Raw genomic sequence first — 23,131 nt, 5'->3', positions numbered from 1 at the left:
TTGAGCAATTAATTTGGAGTTGGCCTAAAAACTTGCCAACTCCCAGTATTGGAATACGCATTGGGGCCAATTACTACCGCACCATTAGGGTAGACAAATAGCAAATCCGTGGGCGCCATCACGGGAACCCCCAGCTTATTCGCGAGATCTTGAGCGTACCCTGTACTACACGAGCCAGTCGAGCACGATGCCAGTCGCACAGGCCCACCTGAATAATCTGCTTGCTTCCCAATATAAGTAGCCAATGCGCGTTGATCCACATTGACCCATACCCCATTTCTGAGAACCATGGCAGTGTCAGCATTGCCATGAATAACGACATCGTAGTATCCAGGTTCTGGCTTCAGCCATTGTGCAGCCTTGATGGTGTCTTGATCAGTTCCCAGTTTTGTGCCCAAATTCACAGCGCTCCCCTCGGGTCGCACCGTTTGCCGAGTCAATTGGCGAGCAGAAGCACTTAGGCCCTCAAATAACTCTGTCAGCGTTCTCCAAGCAGTAGCTGAGCCTGATCCAATCACCTCACCAATCGCCCGGATGGTGCGCAGATCGCTCGCAGCGATGCTGCCTTCGGAGGCAAGCCCGAATTCGATGAAAGCATTCGCAACCGCACTACGCTCCGTCGGCGTTAGCACAATCGTGCCGCAACCACCACCACCTTGCAGCGCTGCGCAGCTCTGCGCTCTGGACAGGACACCTGATACTAGCGCCGCGCTGATTGTGCGAGCTCCACGCGTGTCACCCGCTGTCTGGAACTCTCCATACAAGCTGACCATGTCCGTGATCGCGTTATTGAGCGCAATCACATTGGCAGCAGTTGGATTCAGCAACGCCCTTTCTTTGGCGGCCGACAAGGTGTCATATACGACCTGTTGCTTGTAGTCCACCATGCTCCAGCGTTCGGAGACTTTGAACTCGCAAATTGTGGGGTTCGCATCCTTGGCGCAGGCCGAAAGCTCTGCGTCCCGTTGCCGTCGTTGGGCGCCGCTCAGCAGGTTGTTTTCCACCGCATTGCCCCCGGCATTGGACGCGATGTTCACGCTGGCGGCATCGCCGCCCACGAGCAGGCCCGCAAGTGCCCCCACCATCTGTCCCAACGCAATGCTCTGGACACTCAACGCAGGATCGCCAGTGGGATTGAAATACTCCCCCGCGAGGTGACCAACGACAGCGCCCACAGCGCCTGCGCTGCATCCAGTGCCCGCACTCGTGCCGCCGTTGACCGCTGCACTGCCTGCGCCAGCTAAGCAACCGGCCAGTGCATGCGCCAATTCATTCACAAACCCTTCGGTGTTCCCTCCAATCCAATTGGCGCTTCCAGCCGCGGCCGAATTGAGCAGGCCATTCAGCATCCCGTTCGCCAACTCGGTCTCAAGACTCGTGCCGTTGATGGCCGAGCGAATCAGGCCTGCGGCCGCTCCATCAATCAGGCCTCGCCCAATGAGTTGCGGAGTCGTCAGAGTGGAGGCTGCGCCACCCAAACCGAGACTGATGTTCAGCCCTTGCACGGTCCCTGCCGTCAACATCGCCGTAGTGATGTTCTTGATCCCCTGACTCGAAGCCAGATCCTCCAGCACTTCGCCAATGTTGCCGTTGTGGTTGATCAGTCCGACAGCGGCTTGTGCGGCAATGCTCGACACACCGGCGGAGACTGCTGCACCGACGATGCTCCCCGTCGTGCCACCACCGACGGCACTGCCGGCCACCGTCCCGATGCTGCTGGCCGCGCCCCAGGTCATGACGGTAGCCACAATCGCGACCACGGCGCCGCCCGCCTGAGTAAGGCTGCCCTGTTTCTCCGCCCACCGCCGCTGTTCCAGCGGCACGCCCTCCCAGTTGATCTGTACCTTGTTGAGGGCCGGGTCGCTCTGGATTTGGTTCAGCCACCCCATGCCGGGCTGGTTACGCTGTCCTTGCAGAACCTGCTCGATGGTCTGTTGCGCGACGTAGATGTCGCCAGGCCCCTTGGTCGAGTTTTGCCCCACCTGTACATTGACTTTTGGGGTATCCAGCTTCAGCGTCTTGCTGTCGATCTGGGTGTAATTCGCGCTTTCCAAGTGCAAGCCGGTGTCCCGCGTGCGCTGGTACATGGGGTCGCTTTCCCCACGGCTTTGGCCTACTTCGGTGCCCGTTTTGACGACATCGAAGTTCACGGCACCCTTCGGAGCGTTCAATGCAACGGCATCGTCTGCCTTGATCCGCACCGCACCCAGCGTCAGATTGCCATCGGTGGCTGAAATCGTAACGTTTTTGCCGTTCAGCGTGGCTGCTGCTAGCGTGGTTTGGTTCAGCGCATTGGTCACGCTCTCCTTGCCGTTCATGCCCTTGCCAACGCGCTTGAAGTTGCCCATCGTGCCGATGGACTTTTTGGAGTCCTTGCTGCCGATCTCTTGGCGGACTTCGTTGGTACCGCTCAGGATGGTCACTTCCTTGCCGGTGATCTTCAGGTCTTCGCCAGCGCTGAGGTTGCTGGCGTAGACATTGACCTGCTGGCCTGCCGTGACGCCCAGGTTGCCACCCGCGGTGACATTGGATGCCCGCTCGAACTGGCTGGAAACCTCCGCATGTTGCTCATTGCGAATCGCGCGGTCGATGCTGGAACCGCCCAGCTTCGGAACGATGAATCCTTTGGTCTCGCGTGAACGGTCCAAGCTGGCCGACACGCTGTCTACGGCGGAGACGATGTTCACGTTGCGTCCGGCTGTGAGCGAGGCATTTCCTTGTGCCTCGATGTCGCTGCCTACAACGTTGATATCGCGGCCAGCCGACAGGCCGATAGCCTGACCCGACAGGTGACTGCCAATGCTGGTGGTGGACTGGGACTCGCCCGAGACGCTGCTGGTGGTGGATTTGAGAAATCCTTTTTTGGTCGATTGGCTGGCGCCCATGGTCGCACTTGTTTCGACCCCCGACGTGATGTTGATATCTCCCGCGGCCGTGAGGCTCAACAGCCCCTTGCCGGAGTCCAATGTCGCGGCCCGTGCATTGATGTCGCCGCCCTTGGCGTTGAGCAACACAGTACCGTCGCCCACGATGGTGCTGCCGATCTCCTTGCTGGAAGCGTCACCGTGATAGGTTGTGGGCGTGAATATCGACAATCGGCTGCTGGATTCGGTGACAGTGCCCAGGTTGATGTTCTTGCCGGCCGTGACGCCCGTGAAACTGTCTTTGCCCTTGTTAGACAGAATGCCGCCAATCACGTTGACGTCATTGCCCGCGCTGGCGATCAGCGTTCCGCCCGGGTTGGTCACATAGACGCCCGCCACACGGTCGATGTTGGTCTTACTGGCCAGCCAACCGACCTGCGAGTTGGTGGTGGTCTCGATCTTGATGTCGTGTCCAGCCTTCAACGACACCGAGTTGGCCCCGGTAATACTGCCGCCGATGTTGTTGATGTCGTTCTTGGCATCCAGCTTGACACTGCCACCTGCGATCCGACCGCCCAGATTGTTGATGTTGTCGGCATTGATCTCGACCAGCGTTCGCCCGGCAATGGTGCCGCTGTTGGTCAGATCACCCTTGCCCTTAATGATCATCCGCTCGGCGGACAGCAGCGAACCGCCGCCGGTGATGTCGCCTGGCTGCACGCGCACATAGACCTGGGGCACGAGCACCTGCTGCGTGGTCCCGTCGGGCAGCGTCACTGTCTGCTCAACCAGCCAGACAATGTCGCTGGTAAGTTGTGCCATTTGCGCAGGTGTGAGCGCAATGCCGGGACGTAGGCCATATTCCTCCGCGAAGATCGCTCCCGCAGTCATCAGCGCGATGTACTGGTCTTCGTCATTGGAGTAGTTGGCTAGGTAGCGATAGCCCGTAAGCTGCGCGACCTGCTCGCGGATGAGCTTTTGCTCATAGAAGCCGTCACCCAGACGCTTGAGAATATTGTTCGGATCGAGTCCGAGGTTTTTCAGCAGGTAGTCGCTGCTGAGCCAGTTGCGGTAGTTGGCAAAGCGGGGATCGGTCTCGATCAGATAGCCGCCCGGACCGGCATGGATACCGAACAGGCTGGTGGTCGGTATCGTCGTGTTGGGAAGGCTGGTGCGCACCACCAGCGGGATGACGGAGGTGCGCCCCGCGCCCGAAGTACCACCAGCAGTGGCCGCACTATCGGCAGTATTGCCACTTGTCTTGATGAAGCCCCCGACCGCCGACGGCACTTCCACGATGGCGCGTGCACGCGTTCCCGCCGTCACCGCACCAGCAGCGCCAGCTTGGTCAATGACGGCGACACCCTGCGCAGCGTCAACCTTCTTGCCCGAGTGAGCCACATCGGTACAGGTGTTGATGCAACTCGTCCCCACGTCGATGGTGTAGATCGATTTTTGTTCCGGAATAAATCCAGGCACGACGTTGTTGCCCTTCTCGGGCGGCGCGAAGATCTGCAACCCACCGACCGTGACGACCCGCTGCCCCTGCGTCGGGGTGTTGTCGATGTTGGCCGGGTCGATGCTGAACTGACCGCCTGCCATCACCTGGCTGTCACGGTTGCGCAACTTGCCGTCGATGATCATGTTGCCGCCCGAATAGATACGTCCCGGGTCGGGTGGATTGGCGGGCTGGTCCACTTCCGTGGTGGTCGTGTACTGGCGCTCAATCCAGCCCTTGCCGCTAACGACCTGACCATTGATGATGGTTGACCACACCCGCCCGCCACGGTCCAGCACGAACTTGTCGATAGGCATCTCGATGCCTCCCAACGGGGTAATGGTGTGGTCGCCATTGACCGGACCGCTGCTGGTGCGAATCACCGTAAAGTGGTTGTCGAAGTTGTTGATCTGGCCCATCGCGATGGACATGTCACTCAACGATTCGACGGTGGCGCTCAGATTGTTGAGCGCGCCTCCTTTGCCGATGGCCTGGCGCTTGGCGTCGAGACCCCCGCCGATGAACATTTCACCCACGCTGAAGAGCAGTGCGTGCTCTCGGTTGTTGATGGTCTGGGCGCCAATGTCCAAGGTATCGCGCGAAGCGATGGTTCCCGCCCTGGTCACGCCGCCGATGGTCTCACTGTCGTTGTTCAGGGTGCCTGCCGCGACCGAGACGATGTCGCCATAAATGCGGCCTGTGCCCACATTGTTGACCGTGCCGCCATTGATCTGCGTGCGGTAGCCGTCGATCAATCCGCGGTTGGTCAGCGTACTGGCGGCGCTGACAATCGTGGTGCCACCCGTCATTTCTCCATTGACTGTGTTCTCGACATCGTTGCCACTGGCTGTGACCGTGCCACCTGCAAGCAGCTTGCCGCTGTTGGTCAGCTTGCCGGTGGTCGCATAGGCCAGATTGCCGCCTGCCTTGACGTCGACGTTGTTCGTCACGTCTTGCGCCAGCACGATGCTCAGGTCATTCACACCGACCGTCATGCCGTCGCCGCTGAAGCTCCTGGCATCGATGTCCAGTTTGCCGAACGCGGCCGTCTGAACCTTGCCGTCCGCACCGAGCACGGCGGCTGTACCTGCGACCAACGTGCCGCCCGTATTGACAACGTTCAGCGTCTTGGCTGCAGGGTTCGCACGGTTCGGATCAACGATGCCCAGCGTGTTGCCAGCAGAAATCAGCCCGTTCGTGTTGGTCAGGGTGCCTCCACTGGTGATAGTGGCATTGACATCAGCGCGAATGGCCCCGGATGCGTTGTTCAGGTCGCCGCCAACACCGATGGCAACGTTCTTGCCCTCGATGCCCTGATCGGTGCCCAGCGTGTTCGTGTTGGCGATCGTGCCGGCATTCAGCGCCGTCTTTGCTATCGAGCGAACAAGGCCACCATTGTTATTGATGCTGCCGGCGTTGATGCTGAGATCGCCCACTGCCTGCGTTTGCCCGCCGCTGTTGTCGTAGGCCGTGCCGTTGGTGTTGATCGCGACGGTGGACTGGCTGAGCACCAGGCCGCCATCCGTGTTGGAGAAGGCCTGAGTCTCGGCTGTCAGCGCGTTCTTCGAGCCAATGAACCCGGCTGCATTGTTGACTGTCCCAGCTTTCAGATCGAGCGTGTCCCCACTCGCGATGCCACCTTGCTTGGTGGTGTAGCTCGCCGCAGTGGTGTTGATCAGCGCTTGACCATTCGTATTGATGGTCATCACGCCGCCCGACTGGATCAGACTGGCATCATTCGTAAGAGCGCCCGAATTGATAGCAACCATCGTGGTCGCGGCCAGCGTGCCACCTACGCTGTTGTTCAGCGCGTTGCCGTGCGTATCCACGGACAGGCTGTCACCGAAGGCTTTGCCGCCCACGTTGCTCAGGCCGCCAGAGGACAGCGCGGTCTTTCCCCCTGCCTGCAGGGTGCCCGCATCGTTGGTCGTCGCGCCCGTGGTCGTGACACTCAGATCGCCATTGACCGCTGCGACAGCCCCGCTGCGGTTATCCAGCGTGTCGGCCACCAGCCTGGTGTTTCCGTTGGCCGCCAGCGTGCCCCCCGCATTCATTGCAGCGCCGCGAATGGTGGCCTTCAGATCACCGACCGCCGTCACACTGCCCGTGTTGTTGTTGATGCTTCCCGCTGCGACGGTGGTGTTGCCACCTGCACCGATGACGCCCTTGTTGCTGTTGTCGAGCGAGCCTCCAACAGACAGGCCGAGGCTGGAGGTCTCAGCCGCGCGGATCGTGCTGCCCTGATTCATCAAGCTGCCGGCTGAGATGGTCGTGTTGCCATTGCTGGCGATGGTGCCCGCATTGCTGTTGTCCAGCGCGTCGGACACGGTGATGCGAGTGGCATCGGTGCCGGTCTGGATGATCCGGCCGCCGCGATTGCTGAGCGAGCCGGCATCGATAGTGATCTGTTGCTTGGCGCTGGTTGTGGCCTGATCGCCATCCTGATTGAAGGCACTCGACATGGCGACTGCCAGTGCGCCATTCGTTGTGATCTGGCCATTGGCACCGTTGTAGCTGCCGCCTGCGACGGTCAACGTGCCAGCACCAGCATGCTCGATCTTGCCGTTCGCGCTGCTGATGCTCGCGGCGCGTAGGCTAAGGTCCTGGCCGTTGCTGGCAATGCGCGAGCCATCGTTGTTCAAGATGCCACTGGCAGTGATGGTGGATACGCCCGCACCGGTCTGCACGATCTCGCCGGCATTCGTGTTCGCGAGGTTCGAGACATCGATTTGCAACAGGCCCGCATTGAGCTTGCCGGCATCATTGGTCAGAGTCTGGCCAGGCTGGGCGTTGGCCGTGATGCTCAGGGTGCCAGGCGTGACCACCGTGGCCTTGCTGGTGATCACATCGCCCTGCGTGGCCGTGATCGCGATGTTGGCTGCGCTGGTCTGGCTGGCCGAGAGGTCGACGCTCTGACCTTGCAGCGTTGCGTTGCCGGCCGCGAGGTTGGTGCCGTTGGCGACAAGTGCGCCTGAGGCGGTGACACGAAGATTGCCGACACTGCCAAGCTTGCCATCGTTCTGGATACCCGCGCCCAGCACGCTCGAGCTGCTGCTTTGCACGCTGCCGGCCGAGATCGTGGTGTTGCGCCACGCCGTGATGCTGCCGTCGTTGGTCAGCGCACCGCCGACTGCAACGGTGGCATCGTTGCCACCACGCAGACTGCCGCCATTGGCGAGCGAGCCGGCCTGGACGCTCACATCGGTGGCCGCGTTGATGCTGCCGCCGCTCCCGTTGGTCAGCGCGTTGGTTACGCCGAGCTGCACACCGGCCTGTGCGGACTGGATGCTGCCTTGGGTGTTTTGCAGCGAGTCGGTCTTCAGTGTCAGCGCCTGGTTGGAAGCTAGGGTGCCGCTGTTGTTGACAGTGGCTCCAGCCACGTTCGCGGTCAGTGCGCCCGCTGCCGATATCGATCCGCGTGTGTTCTCGACCTTGCCGCCGACCGTCAGGCTTGCATCGGTGGCGCTGGTCAGTGTGCCGTCCGTGTTGATCAAATCGCCGCTGGTGGCAATGTTCAACGAGCCGGCGTTCAGCTTGCCACCGGTGTTGTCCAGTTGGCCCACATTGGCACTGAAGCTGTTACTGACGTTGAGAGTTCCGCCTGCATTGCTGAAACTCGGGCCTGCAACAGCCATCGTCGCGACATTGAGCGAACCGCCCGCGTTGTTGACCTGCGGCGTGTTGAGCGTAATGGGACCGCCTGCATAGATCTTGCCGCCATCATTGGAGATGATTCCACCAGCGGTGATGACGCCCGGTGCGGGCGGGGTGTAGGTGGCCGGCGTGGATGTACCGCTCGAACCCGTGTCGCTGCCACCCGTGGTCGATGGCGTGGTCATGCCGCCGCCACCGGTCGGACTCGTGGTTCCGCCACCAGTCGAGCCACCGCTGCTCGTGCCGCCGCTGCTTGCACCGGCGCTCACGGGCTCGGCACCAATCACACCGCCACTCGTATTGCTCAAGACCGGCGAAGCAATGGTCAGGCCCGCCGAACTGCCCTGCCGGATCGTGCCTCCACGGTTGGAGATGTCACCAGCCGTGGTCAGTTCAACGCGCCGCCCTTCCAGCGTGCCGATGTTTTCGAGGCGGCCTGCCGCCGTAACGACAAGTCCCCCAGCACCAGCGCCGATGCTGCCCGCGTTGCGCACGCCCAGGCCGGCTTCGCTCCCGATCAGGACGATCTTGTTTGCGTACATGCCGCCCAAGGCAGCAACGTCGAGCGCAAAGGTCGGCGCAGTGCCAGTACCTGTCGTGGGCGTGATTTGGCTATGGTCCGCGCTGATCTGGTTCGCGCCGGTCACCACCTTGAGTTCGCTGGCCCAGATGCTCGCGTTGGCCTGCACAGCACGCGCAAGAATGGCCGCGTAGTCGGTCTTGCTGGCATCGAGGCCCGCACCGTCGATGGTGACGGTGCCGCCACGAACCAGGAAACTGTCGAGACCGCCGACGGCGTTGAACTGCGGCGTGCCGGTAGTGAGCGTGGCGCGGCTGGCATTGATGAAGCCGCCGCCGTCGACGCTGATGCCCGCCGGGTTTGCGATGATCACTTCCGCGCGCTGCCCGCCCACTTCGATGTAGCCGCGCAGCTGGCTGGGTGTTCCGCCGTTGACCTCGTTGAGGATGATGCGTGCAGGGCCCGTCGCCAGATTGGGGTTGCCCTGAACGAACCCACCCAATTGGGTCTGCACATTCACCCGGCTGTTGTTCAGGATGGCGCCGTTCGCGCCGACGCTGAACTGGTTGTAGACGTTGCGCGAAACACCCGCGGCGGAAGGCGTCTGGATATTGACCAGCGGCACGCCATTGGGGGCTGTCAACACGGTCGGGCGAAGGTTGCCGGGGACGTTCGGGGCACCGACGATCTGGCCGTGTGCGGCACCTGCAATCAGTGCACCCGCGAGTGCTGCAGCGCCTGCGGCGGTGGTCGCCCTGCTAGCGCCCTTGCCAGTACTGGCGGCCGTTTCCTGGACCACCATGCGCATCCCTCTGGCCGCGTTGAAGACCACGCGGTGCAAGTGCCGATTCATCGCTCACGCTCCCTCACAGTTGTCATAGCTCAGCATCATTTGTGACCAAATGAAAGCTGAGGACCGCGATTATGGGAGAGCAGCGCTCATCTACAAGGTATTAATGCACGCTTTTAAACGCCTGAAAACATCCAATTCAGGCAAGTTAATCCATATTGTTTACTTTTGACGTTGCTGATTTCGTTGCGTCAACAATTGTCAAAAGTCTGTCCCGAGCAGAGCGGACGTCATCTCCCTCAAGAGAGATGACGCTTTCACGATTTCAATGCGCAGGAACCAGGAAGTCCTGGCTGATCCGCCCGCCCAGTTCGTTCACGCGGTCGAGGAACTGGGTGAGGTAGGCATGCAACCCCGTCGCAAGAATCTCGTCGACACGCGCGTACTGCAGGTCGGCCAGCAGCTTGCCGGCGCGGCGCTGGGTTTCGGCGCTCTGCTCGTTCTGCACCTTCGCGAGGTTGTTGACCACCTCGACCAGGCTCGCATGCAGCGAGCGCGGCATGTCGGCGCGAAGAATCAGCAGCTCGGCCACGCGCTCGGGCTTGATCACGTCGCGGTACACCTTGCGGTAGACCTCGAAGGCCGAGACGCTGCGAAGAATGGCGCTCCAGTGATAGAAGTCGTACTCCTGGTCTTCCTCGGTGGCGGCGCCGAAGAACTCGCTGTTGAGCGCGTGGAACTTCACGTCGACCAGCCGCGCGGTGTTGTCGGCGCGCTCCAGGAACGTGCCCAGGCGCGAGAAGTAGAAGGCCTCGTCCTGCAGCATGGTGCCCAGCGTGACGCCGCGCGACAGGTGCGAGCGGAACTTCACCCACTCGAAGAACTGGCCCGGGTCGCGCTCGAAGTCGCCCGCGCGCAGCATGCGGTTCACTTCGAGCCAGGTGGTGTTCTGGGTTTCCCAGGCTTCGGTGGTGAGCGCGCCGCGCACGGCACGCGCGTTCTCGCGCGCGGCCTTGAGGCAGGACACGATGGACGAGGCATTGCTCTCGTCCTTGACCATGAACTCCATCACTTCCTTGGGCGCGATCTGGTCGTACTTCTGGTTGTACCAGGGCAGCAGCTCGCTGATGGAGAGCACGCCCTGCCAGCCGTACTTGGCCACTTCGGCGGACTGCGGCAGCAGCGAGGTCTGGTAGTTGACGTCGAGCATGCGCGCCGTGTTCTCGGCACGCTCGGTGTAGCGGGACATCCAGTAGAGATGGTCGGCGGTACGTGACAGCATCTTCTTCGTGCTCCTACAGCGATTGGCTTTGCGACTGCGCGGGCGCCGCCTTGGGCTTGGGCGCGCGGTCGGCTTCGAGAATCCAGGTGTCCTTGGTGCCGCCGCCCTGCGACGAGTTGACCACCAGCGAGCCTTCTTTCAGCGCCACGCGCGTGAGGCCGCCGGGCACCATCTGCACCTCGCTGCCCGACAGCACGAAGGGCCGCAGGTCGATGTGGCGCGGCGCGATACCGGCGTCCACGAAGGTGGGCGAGGTCGACAGGCTCAGCGTGGGCTGGGCGATGTAGCCGTCGGGCTTGGCGAGCACCGCCTTCTTGAAGTCTTCGATCTCGGCCTGCGTGGCGGCCGGGCCGATCAGCATGCCGTAGCCGCCGGCGCCGTGCACTTCCTTGACGACCAGGTCCTTCATGTTGTCGAGCGTGTATTGCAGCTCGTCCTTGTTGCGGCACATGTAGGTGGGCACGTTCTTCAGGATCGGCTTCTCGCCGAGGTAGAACTCCACCATCTTCGGCACGTAGGGGTAGATCGACTTGTCGTCGGCCACGCCCGTACCCACCGCATTGCAGATGACGACGTTGCCTTCGCGGTAGGCGCGCATCAGGCCCGCGCAGCCCAGCGTGGACGTGGGGCGGAACACCTCGGGGTCGAGGAAGTCGTCGTCCACGCGGCGGTAGATGACGTCGACGCGCTTCGGTCCGCGCGTGGTGCGCATGTAGACGAAGTTGTCCTTGACGAACAGGTCCTGTCCCTCGACCAGCTCCACGCCCATCTGCTGCGCGAGGAAGGCGTGCTCGAAGTAGGCGCTGTTGTACATGCCGGGCGTGAGCACCACCACCGTGGGCTCGGCAGTGGCCGGCGGCGCGCTGGCACGAAGCGTTTCGAGCAGCAGGTCGGGGTAATGCGCGACCGGCGCGATGCGGTTCTGGTTGAACAGCTCCGGGAACAGCCGCATCATCATCTTGCGGTTCTCGAGCATGTAGCTCACGCCGCTGGGCACGCGCAGGTTGTCTTCGAGCACGTAGTACTCGCCGTTGCCGTCGGCATCGGGGGCGCGCACGATGTCGATGCCCGAGATGTTCGAGTAGACGTTGTGCGGCACGTTGACGCCCATCATCTCGGGGCGGAACTGCGCGTTGTTCAGGATTTGCTCGGCCGGGATGATGCCGGCCTTGATGATTTCCTGGTCGTGATAGACGTCATGCAGGAAGCGGTTGAGCGCCGTGACGCGCTGCACCAGTCCCTTTTCCATGCTGTCCCACTCGTGGGCCGGGATGATCCGCGGCAGCAGGTCGAACGGGATGAGCCGCTCGGTGCCGGAACCGTCTTCGTCCTTCGCGCCGTAGACGGCAAAGGTAATACCGACCCGGCGGAAAATCATTTCCGCCTCTTCGCGCCGCGAACGCATCACCTCACCGGGTTGCTTCGCGAGCCATTGGTCGTAGCGCTTGTAATGCTGTCGGATCGCAGCCCCCGCATAGGGCAACTGCTCATACATCTCGTCGAATTTGTGCATGGAACGACCAATCTCCTTGAGCCGTAGCTTAGCAAGTTCGAGGCCAGTAGAACCCCTTATGCGGCGGCCGGAGACGGGTCGAAGCTCTTTTTTCCTGGCTACCGCACCGTGCTTTCGGCCGGCGGCTGCTGCTTCTTGCGCGGCGAAAGGAATTCCTTGATGCGCTCCCCGCTCTCGTCGCTGTAGAGGCTGGCGACGGAAGATTCGCGCTCGGCGTCGAGCTGTTCCCTCCGGCTGCGGCCCCGGGCCGAATACACGAGCTGCTTGATGCGCGCCTGCACCTCGAACGGCCCACGCGAAAGCTGATGCGCCCATTCGAGCGCCGTGGCGCAGGCGTTGCCGCGCGGCACCACCTTGTTGACAACGCCCCAGTCGTGCAGCCGCTTCGCGCTGCAGGGTTTGCCGTCGAGCAGCATTTCCAGCGCGGCCTGCGGCGGCAGGGAACGCACCAGCGAATCGGAGCCGCCGGCGTCAGGCGTGAGGCCGAGATTGACGTAAGACATGGCGAACCTGGCGTCTTCCGCCGCCACGATGAGGTCGCAAGCCAGGCACAGCGAAAAACCGCCCGCCACGGCCGCCCCCTCGACCGCCGCGATGACGGGCTGGGGCGCTTCCTGGATCGCCATGATCCATTCGTGCAGTGCCTCGAGGTGGCCGTGCTGCTCGGCCTCGGGCAACTTGCGCTGCCGCGCCAGCCGCCGCAGGTCGCCGCCGCCGCTGAAGTGCTCGCCCTCCCCGCACAGCACGATGGCGCGCACCGTGCGAAAGCCGGAGGTGGCCCGCAGCGCCTTGGCCGCCGCACGGTAGACCGACGGGTTGTCCGCGTTGCGCGCGGCCGGGTTGCTGAGGGTCAGCACCAGCACCGGACCCTCGCGGTGCGTCTTGAGCCGCGGGCCGGACGTGGCCGTCGCGCTCGCGCTGGTGATGGTCGGGACGGCGGTCGTCATGGCGCAGGCCGGGAAAACCGGCCCCACCGGAAACTGCTGCGATCGTGCATGGCATCCCCTTTTCGTTGTGTCAGGACCATACAACGCATCGGGCGGCCGTTGGCGCGATCCGGAAGAAGAATGCTTTTTGTCTAATTTGACAATTAATTCACGATTTCGGCGCGCGCGGGCAGGCGATGCCGCCAGTAGCGCTCGTGGCGCTCGCGCTCACAGGCGACATCGGCGGGCTGCGTGCTGCGCCAGTGGGCGGCGCCGCAGCGGGGGCTGTCTACCAGCCGCACCCCGTGTGCCGCGTACCGCGCCGCCACCTCGGGCGCCGGGTGGCCGAAACGGTTGCGATAGCCCGCCTGGACCAATGCAATGCGCGGCTGCACGGCATCGAGGAATGTTTCGCTCGACGAGGTCTTGCTGCCGTGATGGGGCACCAGCAGCACGTCGGCGCGCAAATCCGGCGTGCGCGCGATCAGCGCGGACTCCTGCATCCGCTCGACATCGCCCACCAGAAGCGCGGCGGCACGGCCGTTGCCGATGCGCAGCACGCAGGACACGGAATTGGGCTTGATGGTGAAGGCCTGGTAGTCGTCCGCCACGGGGTGCAGCACCTCGAAGTCCACGCCGTCCCAGCGCCAGCGCTGCCCGGCCTCGCAGCGCTGAGCCGGGTGCGAGGCCTGCAGCGGATGCGCGGCCTCGATCGAACTCCGCAACTCCGCTTGCGGCTGCATCGCGAGCACCGCCTGCGCCCCGCCCGTGTGGTCGGTATCGCGATGGCTCAGCAGCAGCATGTCGAGGCGTTCGCCATGAGCGCGCAGCAGCGGCACGAGCACGCGGTGGCCGGCATCGCTTTCGAGGCTGTAGCGCGGGCCGGTGTCGTACAGCAGGCTGTGAGTGGCGGTGCGAACCAGTACCGCGTTGCCCTGCCCGATGTCGGCGGCCAGCAATTCGAATTCTCCCGCGGCGGGACGCGGTGCCTGCCACAGCAGTATCGGCAGCAGGAACGGCAGGCCAACGGCGCGCAACGACCAGGGCAGGCGCATCACGAGCAATGCGCCGCCAATCACGCCGCAAGCCGCCATCCACCAAGGCGGCGCAGCCATCGACAGCGTGGTCAGCGGCAAGCCGGCGCACCATTGCAGCAGCACCGAAAGCGCACGCACCGCCCACGCGGCCGCGTCCCACAAAGGAGCGATGGCCACGCCCAGCATGGCCAGCGGCGTGACGACCAGCGTGACCCACGGGATCGCGACCGCGTTGGCCAGCAGCCCGACCAGCGACACCTGCTGGAACAGCAGCAGGCTCAGCGGCGCGAGAGCCAGCGTGATGACCCATTGCTCACGAAAGAAACCCAGCAGCCGCGCCGAAGCCCGCGCGCGCGGCTCGCCGGGCACCGACGCATCGGTGGCGAACAGCACGCCCACCGCCACGAAGCTGAGCCAGAAGCCCGCCTGCATCAGCGCCCATGGATCGATCGCCACCACCACCGCCGCGGTCAGCAGCCACACATGCGGCCAAGGCCAGCGCCTGCCGGTGAGCCGCATCAGCGCGACCGTCGCGAGCATCCACACCGTGCGCTGCGACGGCACGCCCCAGCCGCTGAAAAGCGCGTAGAGCCCGGCCAGCAGCACGCCGCCGACCAGCGCGGCCTGCTGTGCGGGCAGGCCCAGCATCAGCCTCGGACAGCGCCGCCACAGCCAGCCAACGACATGCGCCGCCAGCCAAGCGAACATCGTGACGTGAAGGCCGGAGATCGACATGAGGTGAGCCACGCCGGTGGCACGAAACACATCCCAGTCCGCGCGGTCGATGGCCTGCTGGTCGCCCGTCACCAGCGCCGCTATCACCCCGGCTCGCGCGCGGTCGGGCACCCGCTCGAAAATCGCGTCGCGCACGGCTTCGCGTGCGCGCTCGACCGGATGCAGCCAGGTGACGGCGATGCGCTTCGGCGCGGCATCCCGCGCGCCGGTCCGCACATAGCCGTTGGCCTGGATGCCCTGCTCCCAGGCCCACAGCTCGCCATCGAAGCCGAAGGGGTTGACGTTGCCATGCGGCGCCTTGAGGCGCACGGCAAGCTGCCATCGCTCGCCGGCATGCAAGGGACCGATCGGGCTGGCGGATGCGGCCTTGCCTCCGGAAGAGCGGCCCCACAGGCCCGTGTTCTCCGCATACCAGCCGAGGGCGATGCGGTCTGGAACCACCAATGGCTCGTCGACAGACGCATCGGCCCAGCGCGCGGATTCCACGTCGACGCGAAACCGCGTTCCGGCTTCGTTGCGTTGCGGCATCTCCGCGACGACTCCCGTGACCACGAGGTCGCGCCCTTCGAGCGCCGGTGCCAGCGCGCCGTCCGCATGGACCACGGCACGCCAACCCGCCAGCCCCACCCCAGCCATGGCTCCGCACAGCAGGGCAAGCACCATGGCCGGCATGCGCCGTTCGATGAAAAAAGGCCGGCGCCATCGCCGCAGACCCGCCACGGCCGCCAGCAGCAAAACGGCATAGACCCATGCGGGCCAGAGCGACGGCTGCCTCAACTGCAGGGCCGCGCCCAGCAGCGATCCGCCCAATGCGGCGAAGCCTCGCGAGCCGCCCACGGCATTGCCCGACGCGTGAAATCGCGTCATGAAAGAACGTCCGGACACATGATGCAAACCCTCCCCGACTCACGCTCAGTGGCGCGTTAATTGCTAAGCATCTCGGCTAGTATGCGTCTCACCAGAGACATCTTTTCGATGCAATCTGCCAGTACTGCACACAAAAACGCATGTCCATTCACGCCGCTCTCCACCACGTCACCCACTACAAATACGACCGCCTGGTGCAGTTGGGCCCCCAGGTCGTGCGCTTGCGTCCCGCGCCGCATTGCCGCAGCAACGTCATCTCGTATTCGCTGCGGGTCGAACCCGCGGAGCACTTCGTCAACTGGATGCAGGACCCGTTCGCCAACTACCAGGCGCGGCTCGTGTTCCCTGAAAAGACACGCGAGTTCAAGGTCACGGTCGACCTCGTGGTCGAGATGGCGGTCTACAACCCCTTCGACTTCTTCCTCGAGCCGCAGGCGGAGAACTTCCCCTTCAAGTACACGGCCTCGCAGGCCGAGGAACTTGCGCCATACCTCGTGGCCGACCCGGTCACGCCGCTGCTGGAGGCCTACCTCGACAAGGTCGATCGCAAGGAGCAGCGCACCATCGACTTCCTGGTCGGCATCAACCAACAGGTGCAGCAAGACGTCAACTACCTGATCCGCATGGAGCCCGGCGTGCAGACGCCGGAAGAAACGCTGGCCAACGGCAGCGGCTCCTGCCGCGATTCGGGCTGGCTGCTGGTGCAGCTGCTGCGTCACATGGGCCTGGCCGCGCGCTTCGTCTCGGGCTACCTGATCCAGCTCACGCCCGACGTGAAGTCGCTCGACGGCCCCAGCGGCACCACGGTCGACTTCACCGACCTGCACGCCTGGTGCGAAGTGTTCCTGCCGGGCGCCGGCTGGATCGGCCTCGACGCCACCTCCGGACTGATGGCGGGCGAAGGCCACATTCCGCTGGCCTGCACGCCCTCGCCTTCGAGCGCTGCGCCCATCGAGGGCGGCGTTGACGAATCGGAGGTCGAGTTCGGCCATGAGATGAAGGTCACGCGCATCTACGAATCGCCGCGCGTCACCAAGCCCTATACCGAAGAGCAATGGGCCGAGGTTCTGACCCTCGGCGACGCGGTCGATGCGCGCCTGAAGGCCGGCGACGTGCGCCTCACCATGGGCGGCGAGCCGACCTACGTGGCCACCAGCGACCGCGACGCGCCCGAGTGGAACACCGACGCCCTCGGCCCCACCAAGCGCGGCTACGCCACCGAGCTCGTGCACAAGCTGCGCGCCGAGTACGGCAAGGGCGGCTTCCTGCATTTCGGCCAGGGCAAGTGGTATCCGGGCGAGCAACTGCCGCGCTGGGCGCTGTCGATCTTCTGGCGCGCCGACGGCCAGACGCTGTGGCACGACCCCGAGCTGTTCGCCGACGAGCGTTTTCCCACCCACTACACCAGCGAAGACGCACGCCGCTTCACCACCGTGCTGGCGCACAAGCTCGGCCTGACCGAGCGCTACATACAGCCCGGCTACGAAGACATCTACTACTACCTCTGGCGCGAACGCCGCCTGCCGGTGAACGTCGATCCCTTCGACTCGAAGCTCGACGACGAACTCGAACGCGTGCGCCTGCGCCGCGTGTTCACGCAGAAGCTCGACGCGGTGATCGGCTACATGCTGCCCATCGAGCCCGGCAATGCGAACGGCGACGCCCCTGCGCTGGCAGGCCCGGCCTGGAAGACCGGCCCCTGGTTCCTGCGCGACGACCGGCTCTACCTGATCCCCGGCGACTCGCCCATGGGCTACCGCCTGCCGCTCGACTCGCAGCCGTGGGCCAGCAAGGGCGACTACCCCTACCTGATCGAGCGCGACCCGACCGCGCCGCGCGGCGCGCTGCCGAGCGCGGCCGATTACCGCGCGCGGTACAGCACAGGCGCAACCGCCGCTGGTGCCGGCGCCGCCGGCCTCGGTGACGTGCCCTACACCTTCGGCACGCCGCCCGTGGTGCCCGCATCGCTGCGCATGCAAAGCCCCGGCGATGCGGCCAGCGGCGATGCAGCGAACGGCGATGCCGCAGCAGCCGAGGACTCCATCAGCGAGTCCGTCACCACCCGCCAGCCGCTGCGCGGCGAATCCGCCCATTGGGTCACGCGCACCGCGCTGTGCGTCGAAGTGCGCGACCCGCGCCGCGCCAACGGCCCCACGGCCGAGAAGAAGGGCAACGCCTCCGGCGTGCTCTACGTCTTCATGCCGCCGCTCGCGCGCCTGGAGGACTACCTCGACCTCGTCGCCGCGGTGGAAGCCACCGCGCGCGACCTGGGCATGCGCATCGTGATGGAAGGCTATCCGCCGCCACGCGACCCGCGCCTGAAGATGCTGGCCGTCACGCCCGACCCGGGCGTGATCGAAGTCAACATCCATCCGGCCCACAACTGGAAGGAACTGGTCGCCCACACCGAGTTCCTCTACAACGCCGCGTTCGAAACCCGCCTGTCGGCCGAGAAGTTCATGACCGACGGCCGCCACACCGGCACCGGCGGCGGCAACCACTTCGTGATGGGCGGCGCCACACCGGCCGACAGCCCCTTCCTGCGCCGGCCCGAGCTGCTGGCCAGCCTGCTGCTCTACTGGCACAACCATCCGTCGCTGAGCTATCTGTTCTCGGGCATGTTCATCGGCCCGACAAGCCAGGCCCCGCGCGTGGACGAGGCCCGCAACGACCAGGTCTACGAACTCGAAATTGCCCTGAAGGAAATTGCCAGGAACCGCGAGATCTACGGCCAGAACATGCCCGCATGGCTGGTCGACCGCACGCTGCGCAACATCCTGATCGACGTGTCGGGCAACACGCACCGCAGCGAGTTCTGCATCGACAAGCTGTATTCGCCCGACTCCAGCACCGGCCGCCTCGGCCTGCTGGAACTGCGCGCGTTCGAGATGCCGCCGCACGCGCGCATGAGCATTGCGCAGCAGCTGCTCATTCGCGCGCTGGTGGCCCGCTTCTGGGACGAGCCCTACAAGGCCCCCGTCACCCGCTGGGGCACCGAGCTGCACGACCGCTTCCTGCTGCCGACCTTCGTCAAGATGGACTTCGACGACGTCATCAGCGAAATGCGGCAGGCCGGCTTCGCCTTCGACCCCGACTGGTTCGCGCCGCATTTCGAGTTCCGCTTCCCGCTGGTGGGCCAGATGCAGGCCATGGGCGTGGAGCTGTCGCTGCGCAACGCGCTGGAGCCCTGGCACGTGATGGGCGAGGAAGGCTCGGCCGGCGGCACGGTGCGCTATGTCGACTCTTCGCTGGAGCGCATCGAGGTGCGAGTGACCGGGCTGAACGAAAGCCGCCACGTCGTCACCGTCAACGGCAAGGTGCTGCCGCTGCAGCCCACGGGCGTGACGGGCGAATTCGTGGCCGGCGTGCGCTACAAGGCATGGAATCCGCCTTCGGCGCTGCACCCCAGCATCAAGGCCCATGCCCCGCTCACCTTCGACCTGGTCGACACCTGGATGAAGCGTTCACTGGGCGGCTGCCAGTATTTCGTCGCCCACCCGGGTGGGCGCAACTACGACACCTTCCCCGTCAACGCCTACGAGGCCGAGAGCCGCCGCCATTCGCGCTTCACGCGCACCGGCCACACGCCGGGGCTCATGCGCACGCCGCCGGCCACCATCGAGCTGCCGGGCAGCCGCGAGTTCCCGTTCACGCTCGACCTGCGGCGCTGAAGGGGATGCCTACCACACTGCCGAAGCGGCCAGGCCGTGACGGCGGTGTGACAATCCCCCTCCTGTGGAACCCTTGAACGAATCACTGTTCGGCGCCCAGGCACTGGAATTTCCAGCGGCCCTGGCGTCGGCGCTCGCCCCGGCCGCCCAGCCCGGACACTTCGACGAACTGCGCGGGCAGGCCACTCCGGTCGCGACCCCACGCCCGGGGGCGGGCACGAGCACTCCTGCCGCGGCCCCGCAAGCCCCACTGCTGTACGACGCCGCCGCGGAGCAGCGGCCGGCGCCTTCCCAGTCGCAATCACAGTCCCAAACGCAGTCACAGTCCCAGGCACCGTCCAGCGAGCAACCGCCGCTCACGCCCGCCTGGCACGACTTCTTCGAACAGCTCGGCCCGGGCGGCTTCAACGACCTGCCCCGGCGCGCCGTCAGCCTGGAGCGGCAGATCCGCGACAACGGCGTCACCTACAACGTGTACGCCGACGCCAACGGCCCGCAGCGCCCCTGGTCGCTCGACCTGTTCCCGCTGATCGTCTCGCCCGAAAGCTGGAGCCAGATCGAGGCCGGCGTGCTGCAGCGCGTGCGGGTGCTCGACCGGGTGATGGCCGACGTCTACGGCCCGCAGCAGCTGCTGGCCGAGGGGCTCATTCCCCCGGCGCTGGTGCGCGGCCACCCCGGCTACCTGCGCGCCCTGCACGGCGTGAAGCCGCCGGGCGACACCTGGCTGCACATAACCGCCTTCGACCTCGCGCGCGGCCCCGACGGCAACTGGTGGGTGGTGTCGCAGCGCACCCAGGCGCCCTCGGGCCTGGGTTATCTGCTGGAAAACCGCCTGGCCATCACGCGGCAGTTTCCGCAGGCCTTCGAGGCGCTGCAGGTGCAGCGCCTGGCCGCCACCTACAGCGCCATGATGGAAGGCCTGCAACGCATGTGCCCGGCCGGTGTGCCGCCGCACATCGCGCTGCTAACGCCCGGCCCGTACAACGAAACCTACTTCGAGCACGCCTACCTCGCGCGCTACCTGGGCATCACGCTGGTCGAGGGCAGCGACCTCACCGTGCGCGACCAGCGGCTCTACCTCAAGACGCTGCAGGGCCTGCGCCCGGTGCACGGCCTCATCAAGCGGCTGGACGACCAGTTCCTCGACCCGCTGGAGCTGCGGCCCGACTCCACGCTCGGCGTGCCCGGCCTGCTGCAGGCCATTCGCGCGGGCAACGTGCTGGTGGCGAACATGCCGGGCTCGGCCTTCCTGGAATCGCCGGCGCTGCTCGGCTTTTTGCCGGGGCTGGCGCGCCGCCTGATCGGCGAAAAGCTCAAGCTGCCCGCACTGCCCACGTGGTGGTGCGGCGAGCGCGCCGCGCTCGAAGCCGTGCTGCCGCAACTGGCCGACTGCGCCATCAAGCCCACCTACCCCGGCTTCGACGGCCGCGCCAGCTTCGACGCGGTCCTCGGCAGCCAGCTCGGCCGGCGCGAGCTCGACGAATGGGCCGGCCGCATCGTGCGCGAGGGCGACGTCCACACCGTGCAGGGCTACCAGCCGCTGTCGCAGATGCCCACCTGGGCCAACGACCTGGGCCCGGGCCATATCGCGCCGCGCGCGGTGATGCTGCGCGTGTTCGCGGTGAGCGACGGGGCGCAGTCGTGGCGCGTGCTGCCCGGCGGCCTGGCCCGGCTCGCGGGGCCCGACGCGCAGATCGCCTCCATGCAGCGCGGCGGCAGCAGCGCCGACGTGTGGGTGCAGACGCTCGGCGAAGTCGACCGCACCACGCTGCTGCAGCCGCATGCCACGCCGGCCTCGCTGGCACGGCACCGCGCGCCAGTCACCAGCCGCGCCGCCGAGAACATGTTCTGGCTCGGCCGCTACACAGAGCGCGCCGAAAACGCGGTGCGCCTGGCGCGTCTCACGCTCAACCTGCTGGGCGGCGAAGACCAGTCGTCGCGCCCGCTGCTCGATTGGCTGCACCGCGTGGCGCTGCGCAATGCGCTGGTGCCGGCCGAGGCGCCCAGCGCGCCGAAGTCGCGCCGCGTGTTCGAGCGCGCGCTGATCGCGGAGCTGGGCGACGTCGAGCGCGGCGGCAGCGTGGGCTACAGCCTGATGTGCATCCGGCAGGCCGCGGCCGCGGTGCGCGAGCGGCTGTCGCAGGACAACTGGAACCAGATCGTTCGCGCCGAGACCGAATTCCTGCGCCGCGCCGCCGAGCAGGCCGGCGAAGGCAGCTTTGCCTCCAGCGCCGCGCTGCGCGCGCTCGAATCCGCCAGCACCGCGCTGGCCGCCATGACCGGCGCGCAGACCGACCGCATGACCCGCGACGACGCCTGGCGGCTGCTGTCGATCGGCCGCCACATCGAGCGCCTGGGCTTTTTGTCGAACGCGCTGCAGGCCGGCTTCGAGAACGGCGCGGTGCATGAGGTGAGCGGATTCGAGGCAATGGTGGCGCTGTTCGACAGCACCATCACCTTCCATGCGCGCTACCAGCAGCGCCGCGACGTCGCCACCATGGTCGACCTGCTGGTGCTGGACGCCGAGAACCCGCGCTCGCTCGCCTGGGTCACGCAGACGCTGCGCGGGCGCATCGCGCGGCTGGCCGGCAGCGCGCCGGGCAAGCTCACGGCGCTGTCGTACGAGCTGCCCGACCCGGCCGCCTGGACGCTCGAACACCTCTGCGCCGCCGGCCCGGACGCCAAGTACCCGGCCCTGGCCGAACTGCTCGCCAACTGCGAGTCGGCCGCGTACCACGTGTCCGACGCGATCGGCACACGCTACTTCACGCTCACATCCGAATCCCTGCGCTCCGTTGGCGCGTGAACTGGCTCTCCCCCATGCTTCGCGCACTTCGTGTCGCTTCGCACTCCCTCTCACCGAGGGCAACGCCTGCGGCCCGGCAAAGCCGGTTCCACGGCGTTTCCCGATAAATCCCTGGAGACCTCCATGCCCAGCAACATCATCAGCCGCCGCTTCGCACTCACCACCGCCGCGCTGCTCGCAGCCCTGGCCATTGCCGGCTGCGGCAAGCAGGAAGCCGCCGCGCCCGCCGCTTCGGCCAGCGCACCGCCCCCGCCGGCCGCCGCCCGCGTGCTGGTGGTCGGCACCGACGCCGCCTACACGCCCTTCGAATCGCAGAACGACAAGGGCGACATCGTGGGCTTCGACATCGACGTGGTGAAGGCCGTCGCTCAGAAGGCCGGCATCGAAGTCAAGTTCGTCAACACGCCGTGGGAAGGCATCTTCAACTCGCTTGACCAGGGCGACCGCGACCTGCTGGTGTCGGCCATCACCATCACCGACGAGCGCCGCCAGACGATGGACTTCTCGCAGCCGTACTTCGACGCCAAGCAGCTGATCGCCGTCAAGAGCGATTCGCCCGTGGCCAGGTTCGAGGACATCAAGAACCTGAAGGTCGGCGTGCAGAACGGCACCACCGGCGACGAAGTCGTCGGCAAGCTGCTCGGCAAGTCGAGCACCGCCATCAAGCGCTTCGAGTCGACCCCGCTCGCGCTGAAGGAGCTGGAAGCCGGCGGCGTGCAAGCCGTGGTGGCCGACAACGGCGTGGTCGTGCACTACCTCGCGAACAACACGGCGGGCGGCTTCAAGACGGTGAGCGACGCAAGCTTTCCGGTCGAGAAGTACGGCATTGCCGTGAAGAAGGGCAACGCCGAGTTGCTCGCCAGGATCAACCAGGGCCTCGAGGCAATTCGCACCGACGGCACCTACGCCAAGATCTACGCCTCGCACTTCGGCGCCGAGTCGAAGTAAACGGGCAAGTAGCCAACGAG

At 65.3% G+C, this 23,131-nt stretch carries 8 protein-coding genes; 3 read left to right on the top strand and 5 right to left on the bottom strand.

The window, feature by feature from the left end; all coding sequences use genetic code 11:
• Positions 1-8: 8 nt before the first annotated feature.
• The 5 genes from ACQY8B_RS06485 to ACQY8B_RS06465 all read right to left on the bottom strand — a co-directional run bounded on the left by ACQY8B_RS06485 (position 9) and on the right by ACQY8B_RS06465 (position 15,686).
• Positions 9-9,389, bottom strand: a complete 9,381-nt coding sequence (locus ACQY8B_RS06485; protein ID WP_422085935.1) for a filamentous hemagglutinin N-terminal domain-containing protein — start codon at positions 9,387-9,389, stop codon at positions 9-11.
• A 262-nt stretch (positions 9,390-9,651) separates the two neighbouring features.
• Positions 9,652-10,608 (bottom strand): alpha-E domain-containing protein, encoded by a 957-nt coding sequence (locus ACQY8B_RS06480; RefSeq protein WP_081267164.1) that lies wholly within the window; start codon positions 10,606-10,608, stop codon positions 9,652-9,654.
• A 13-nt stretch (positions 10,609-10,621) separates the two neighbouring features.
• Positions 10,622-12,121 (bottom strand): circularly permuted type 2 ATP-grasp protein, encoded by a 1,500-nt coding sequence (locus ACQY8B_RS06475; RefSeq protein ID WP_422085934.1) that lies wholly within the window; start codon positions 12,119-12,121, stop codon positions 10,622-10,624.
• 98 nt (positions 12,122-12,219) lie between these two features.
• Positions 12,220-13,068, bottom strand: coding sequence for an oxepin-CoA hydrolase, alternative type (locus ACQY8B_RS06470; protein WP_422085933.1), 849 nt, complete (start codon positions 13,066-13,068; stop codon positions 12,220-12,222).
• Between the two features lie 143 nt (positions 13,069-13,211).
• Positions 13,212-15,686 (bottom strand): DNA internalization-related competence protein ComEC/Rec2, encoded by a 2,475-nt coding sequence (locus ACQY8B_RS06465; protein WP_422085932.1) that lies wholly within the window; start codon positions 15,684-15,686, stop codon positions 13,212-13,214.
• Between the two features lie 140 nt (positions 15,687-15,826).
• Here ACQY8B_RS06465 and ACQY8B_RS06460 point away from each other — a divergent pair, with 140 nt between their 5' ends.
• From ACQY8B_RS06460 to ACQY8B_RS06450, 3 genes are all read left to right on the top strand, one after another.
• Complete coding sequence (locus tag ACQY8B_RS06460; RefSeq protein ID WP_422085931.1) at positions 15,827-19,357, top strand: DUF2126 domain-containing protein; 3,531 nt, start codon at positions 15,827-15,829, stop codon at positions 19,355-19,357.
• 64 nt (positions 19,358-19,421) lie between these two features.
• Positions 19,422-22,163, top strand: coding sequence for a circularly permuted type 2 ATP-grasp protein (locus ACQY8B_RS06455; protein WP_422085930.1), 2,742 nt, complete (start codon positions 19,422-19,424; stop codon positions 22,161-22,163).
• 123 nt (positions 22,164-22,286) lie between these two features.
• The gene (locus tag ACQY8B_RS06450) at positions 22,287-23,111 is read left to right on the top strand and encodes a basic amino acid ABC transporter substrate-binding protein (RefSeq protein WP_422085929.1); all 825 of its coding nucleotides are present in this window, start codon (positions 22,287-22,289) and stop codon (positions 23,109-23,111) included.
• Positions 23,112-23,131: the final 20 nt, after the last annotated feature.

The organism is Variovorax sp. (assembly GCF_965279555.1).
Classification (GTDB): Bacteria; Pseudomonadota; Gammaproteobacteria; order Burkholderiales; family Burkholderiaceae_C; genus Variovorax.
This window is presented reverse-complemented; position numbering and strand designations above follow the sequence as displayed.

Coding starts and splice junctions, on each gene's coding strand:
- ACQY8B_RS06485 (WP_422085935.1), bottom strand. CDS start 9,389: ATGAATCGGCACTTGCACCGCGTGGTCTTCAACGCGGCCAGAGGGATG.
- ACQY8B_RS06450 (WP_422085929.1), top strand. CDS start 22,287: ATGCCCAGCAACATCATCAGCCGCCGCTTCGCACTCACCACCGCCGCG.
- ACQY8B_RS06460 (WP_422085931.1), top strand. CDS start 15,827: ATGTCCATTCACGCCGCTCTCCACCACGTCACCCACTACAAATACGAC.
- ACQY8B_RS06470 (WP_422085933.1), bottom strand. CDS start 13,068: ATGACGACCGCCGTCCCGACCATCACCAGCGCGAGCGCGACGGCCACG.
- ACQY8B_RS06475 (WP_422085934.1), bottom strand. CDS start 12,121: ATGCACAAATTCGACGAGATGTATGAGCAGTTGCCCTATGCGGGGGCT.
- ACQY8B_RS06480 (WP_081267164.1), bottom strand. CDS start 10,608: ATGCTGTCACGTACCGCCGACCATCTCTACTGGATGTCCCGCTACACC.
- ACQY8B_RS06465 (WP_422085932.1), bottom strand. CDS start 15,686: ATGACGCGATTTCACGCGTCGGGCAATGCCGTGGGCGGCTCGCGAGGC.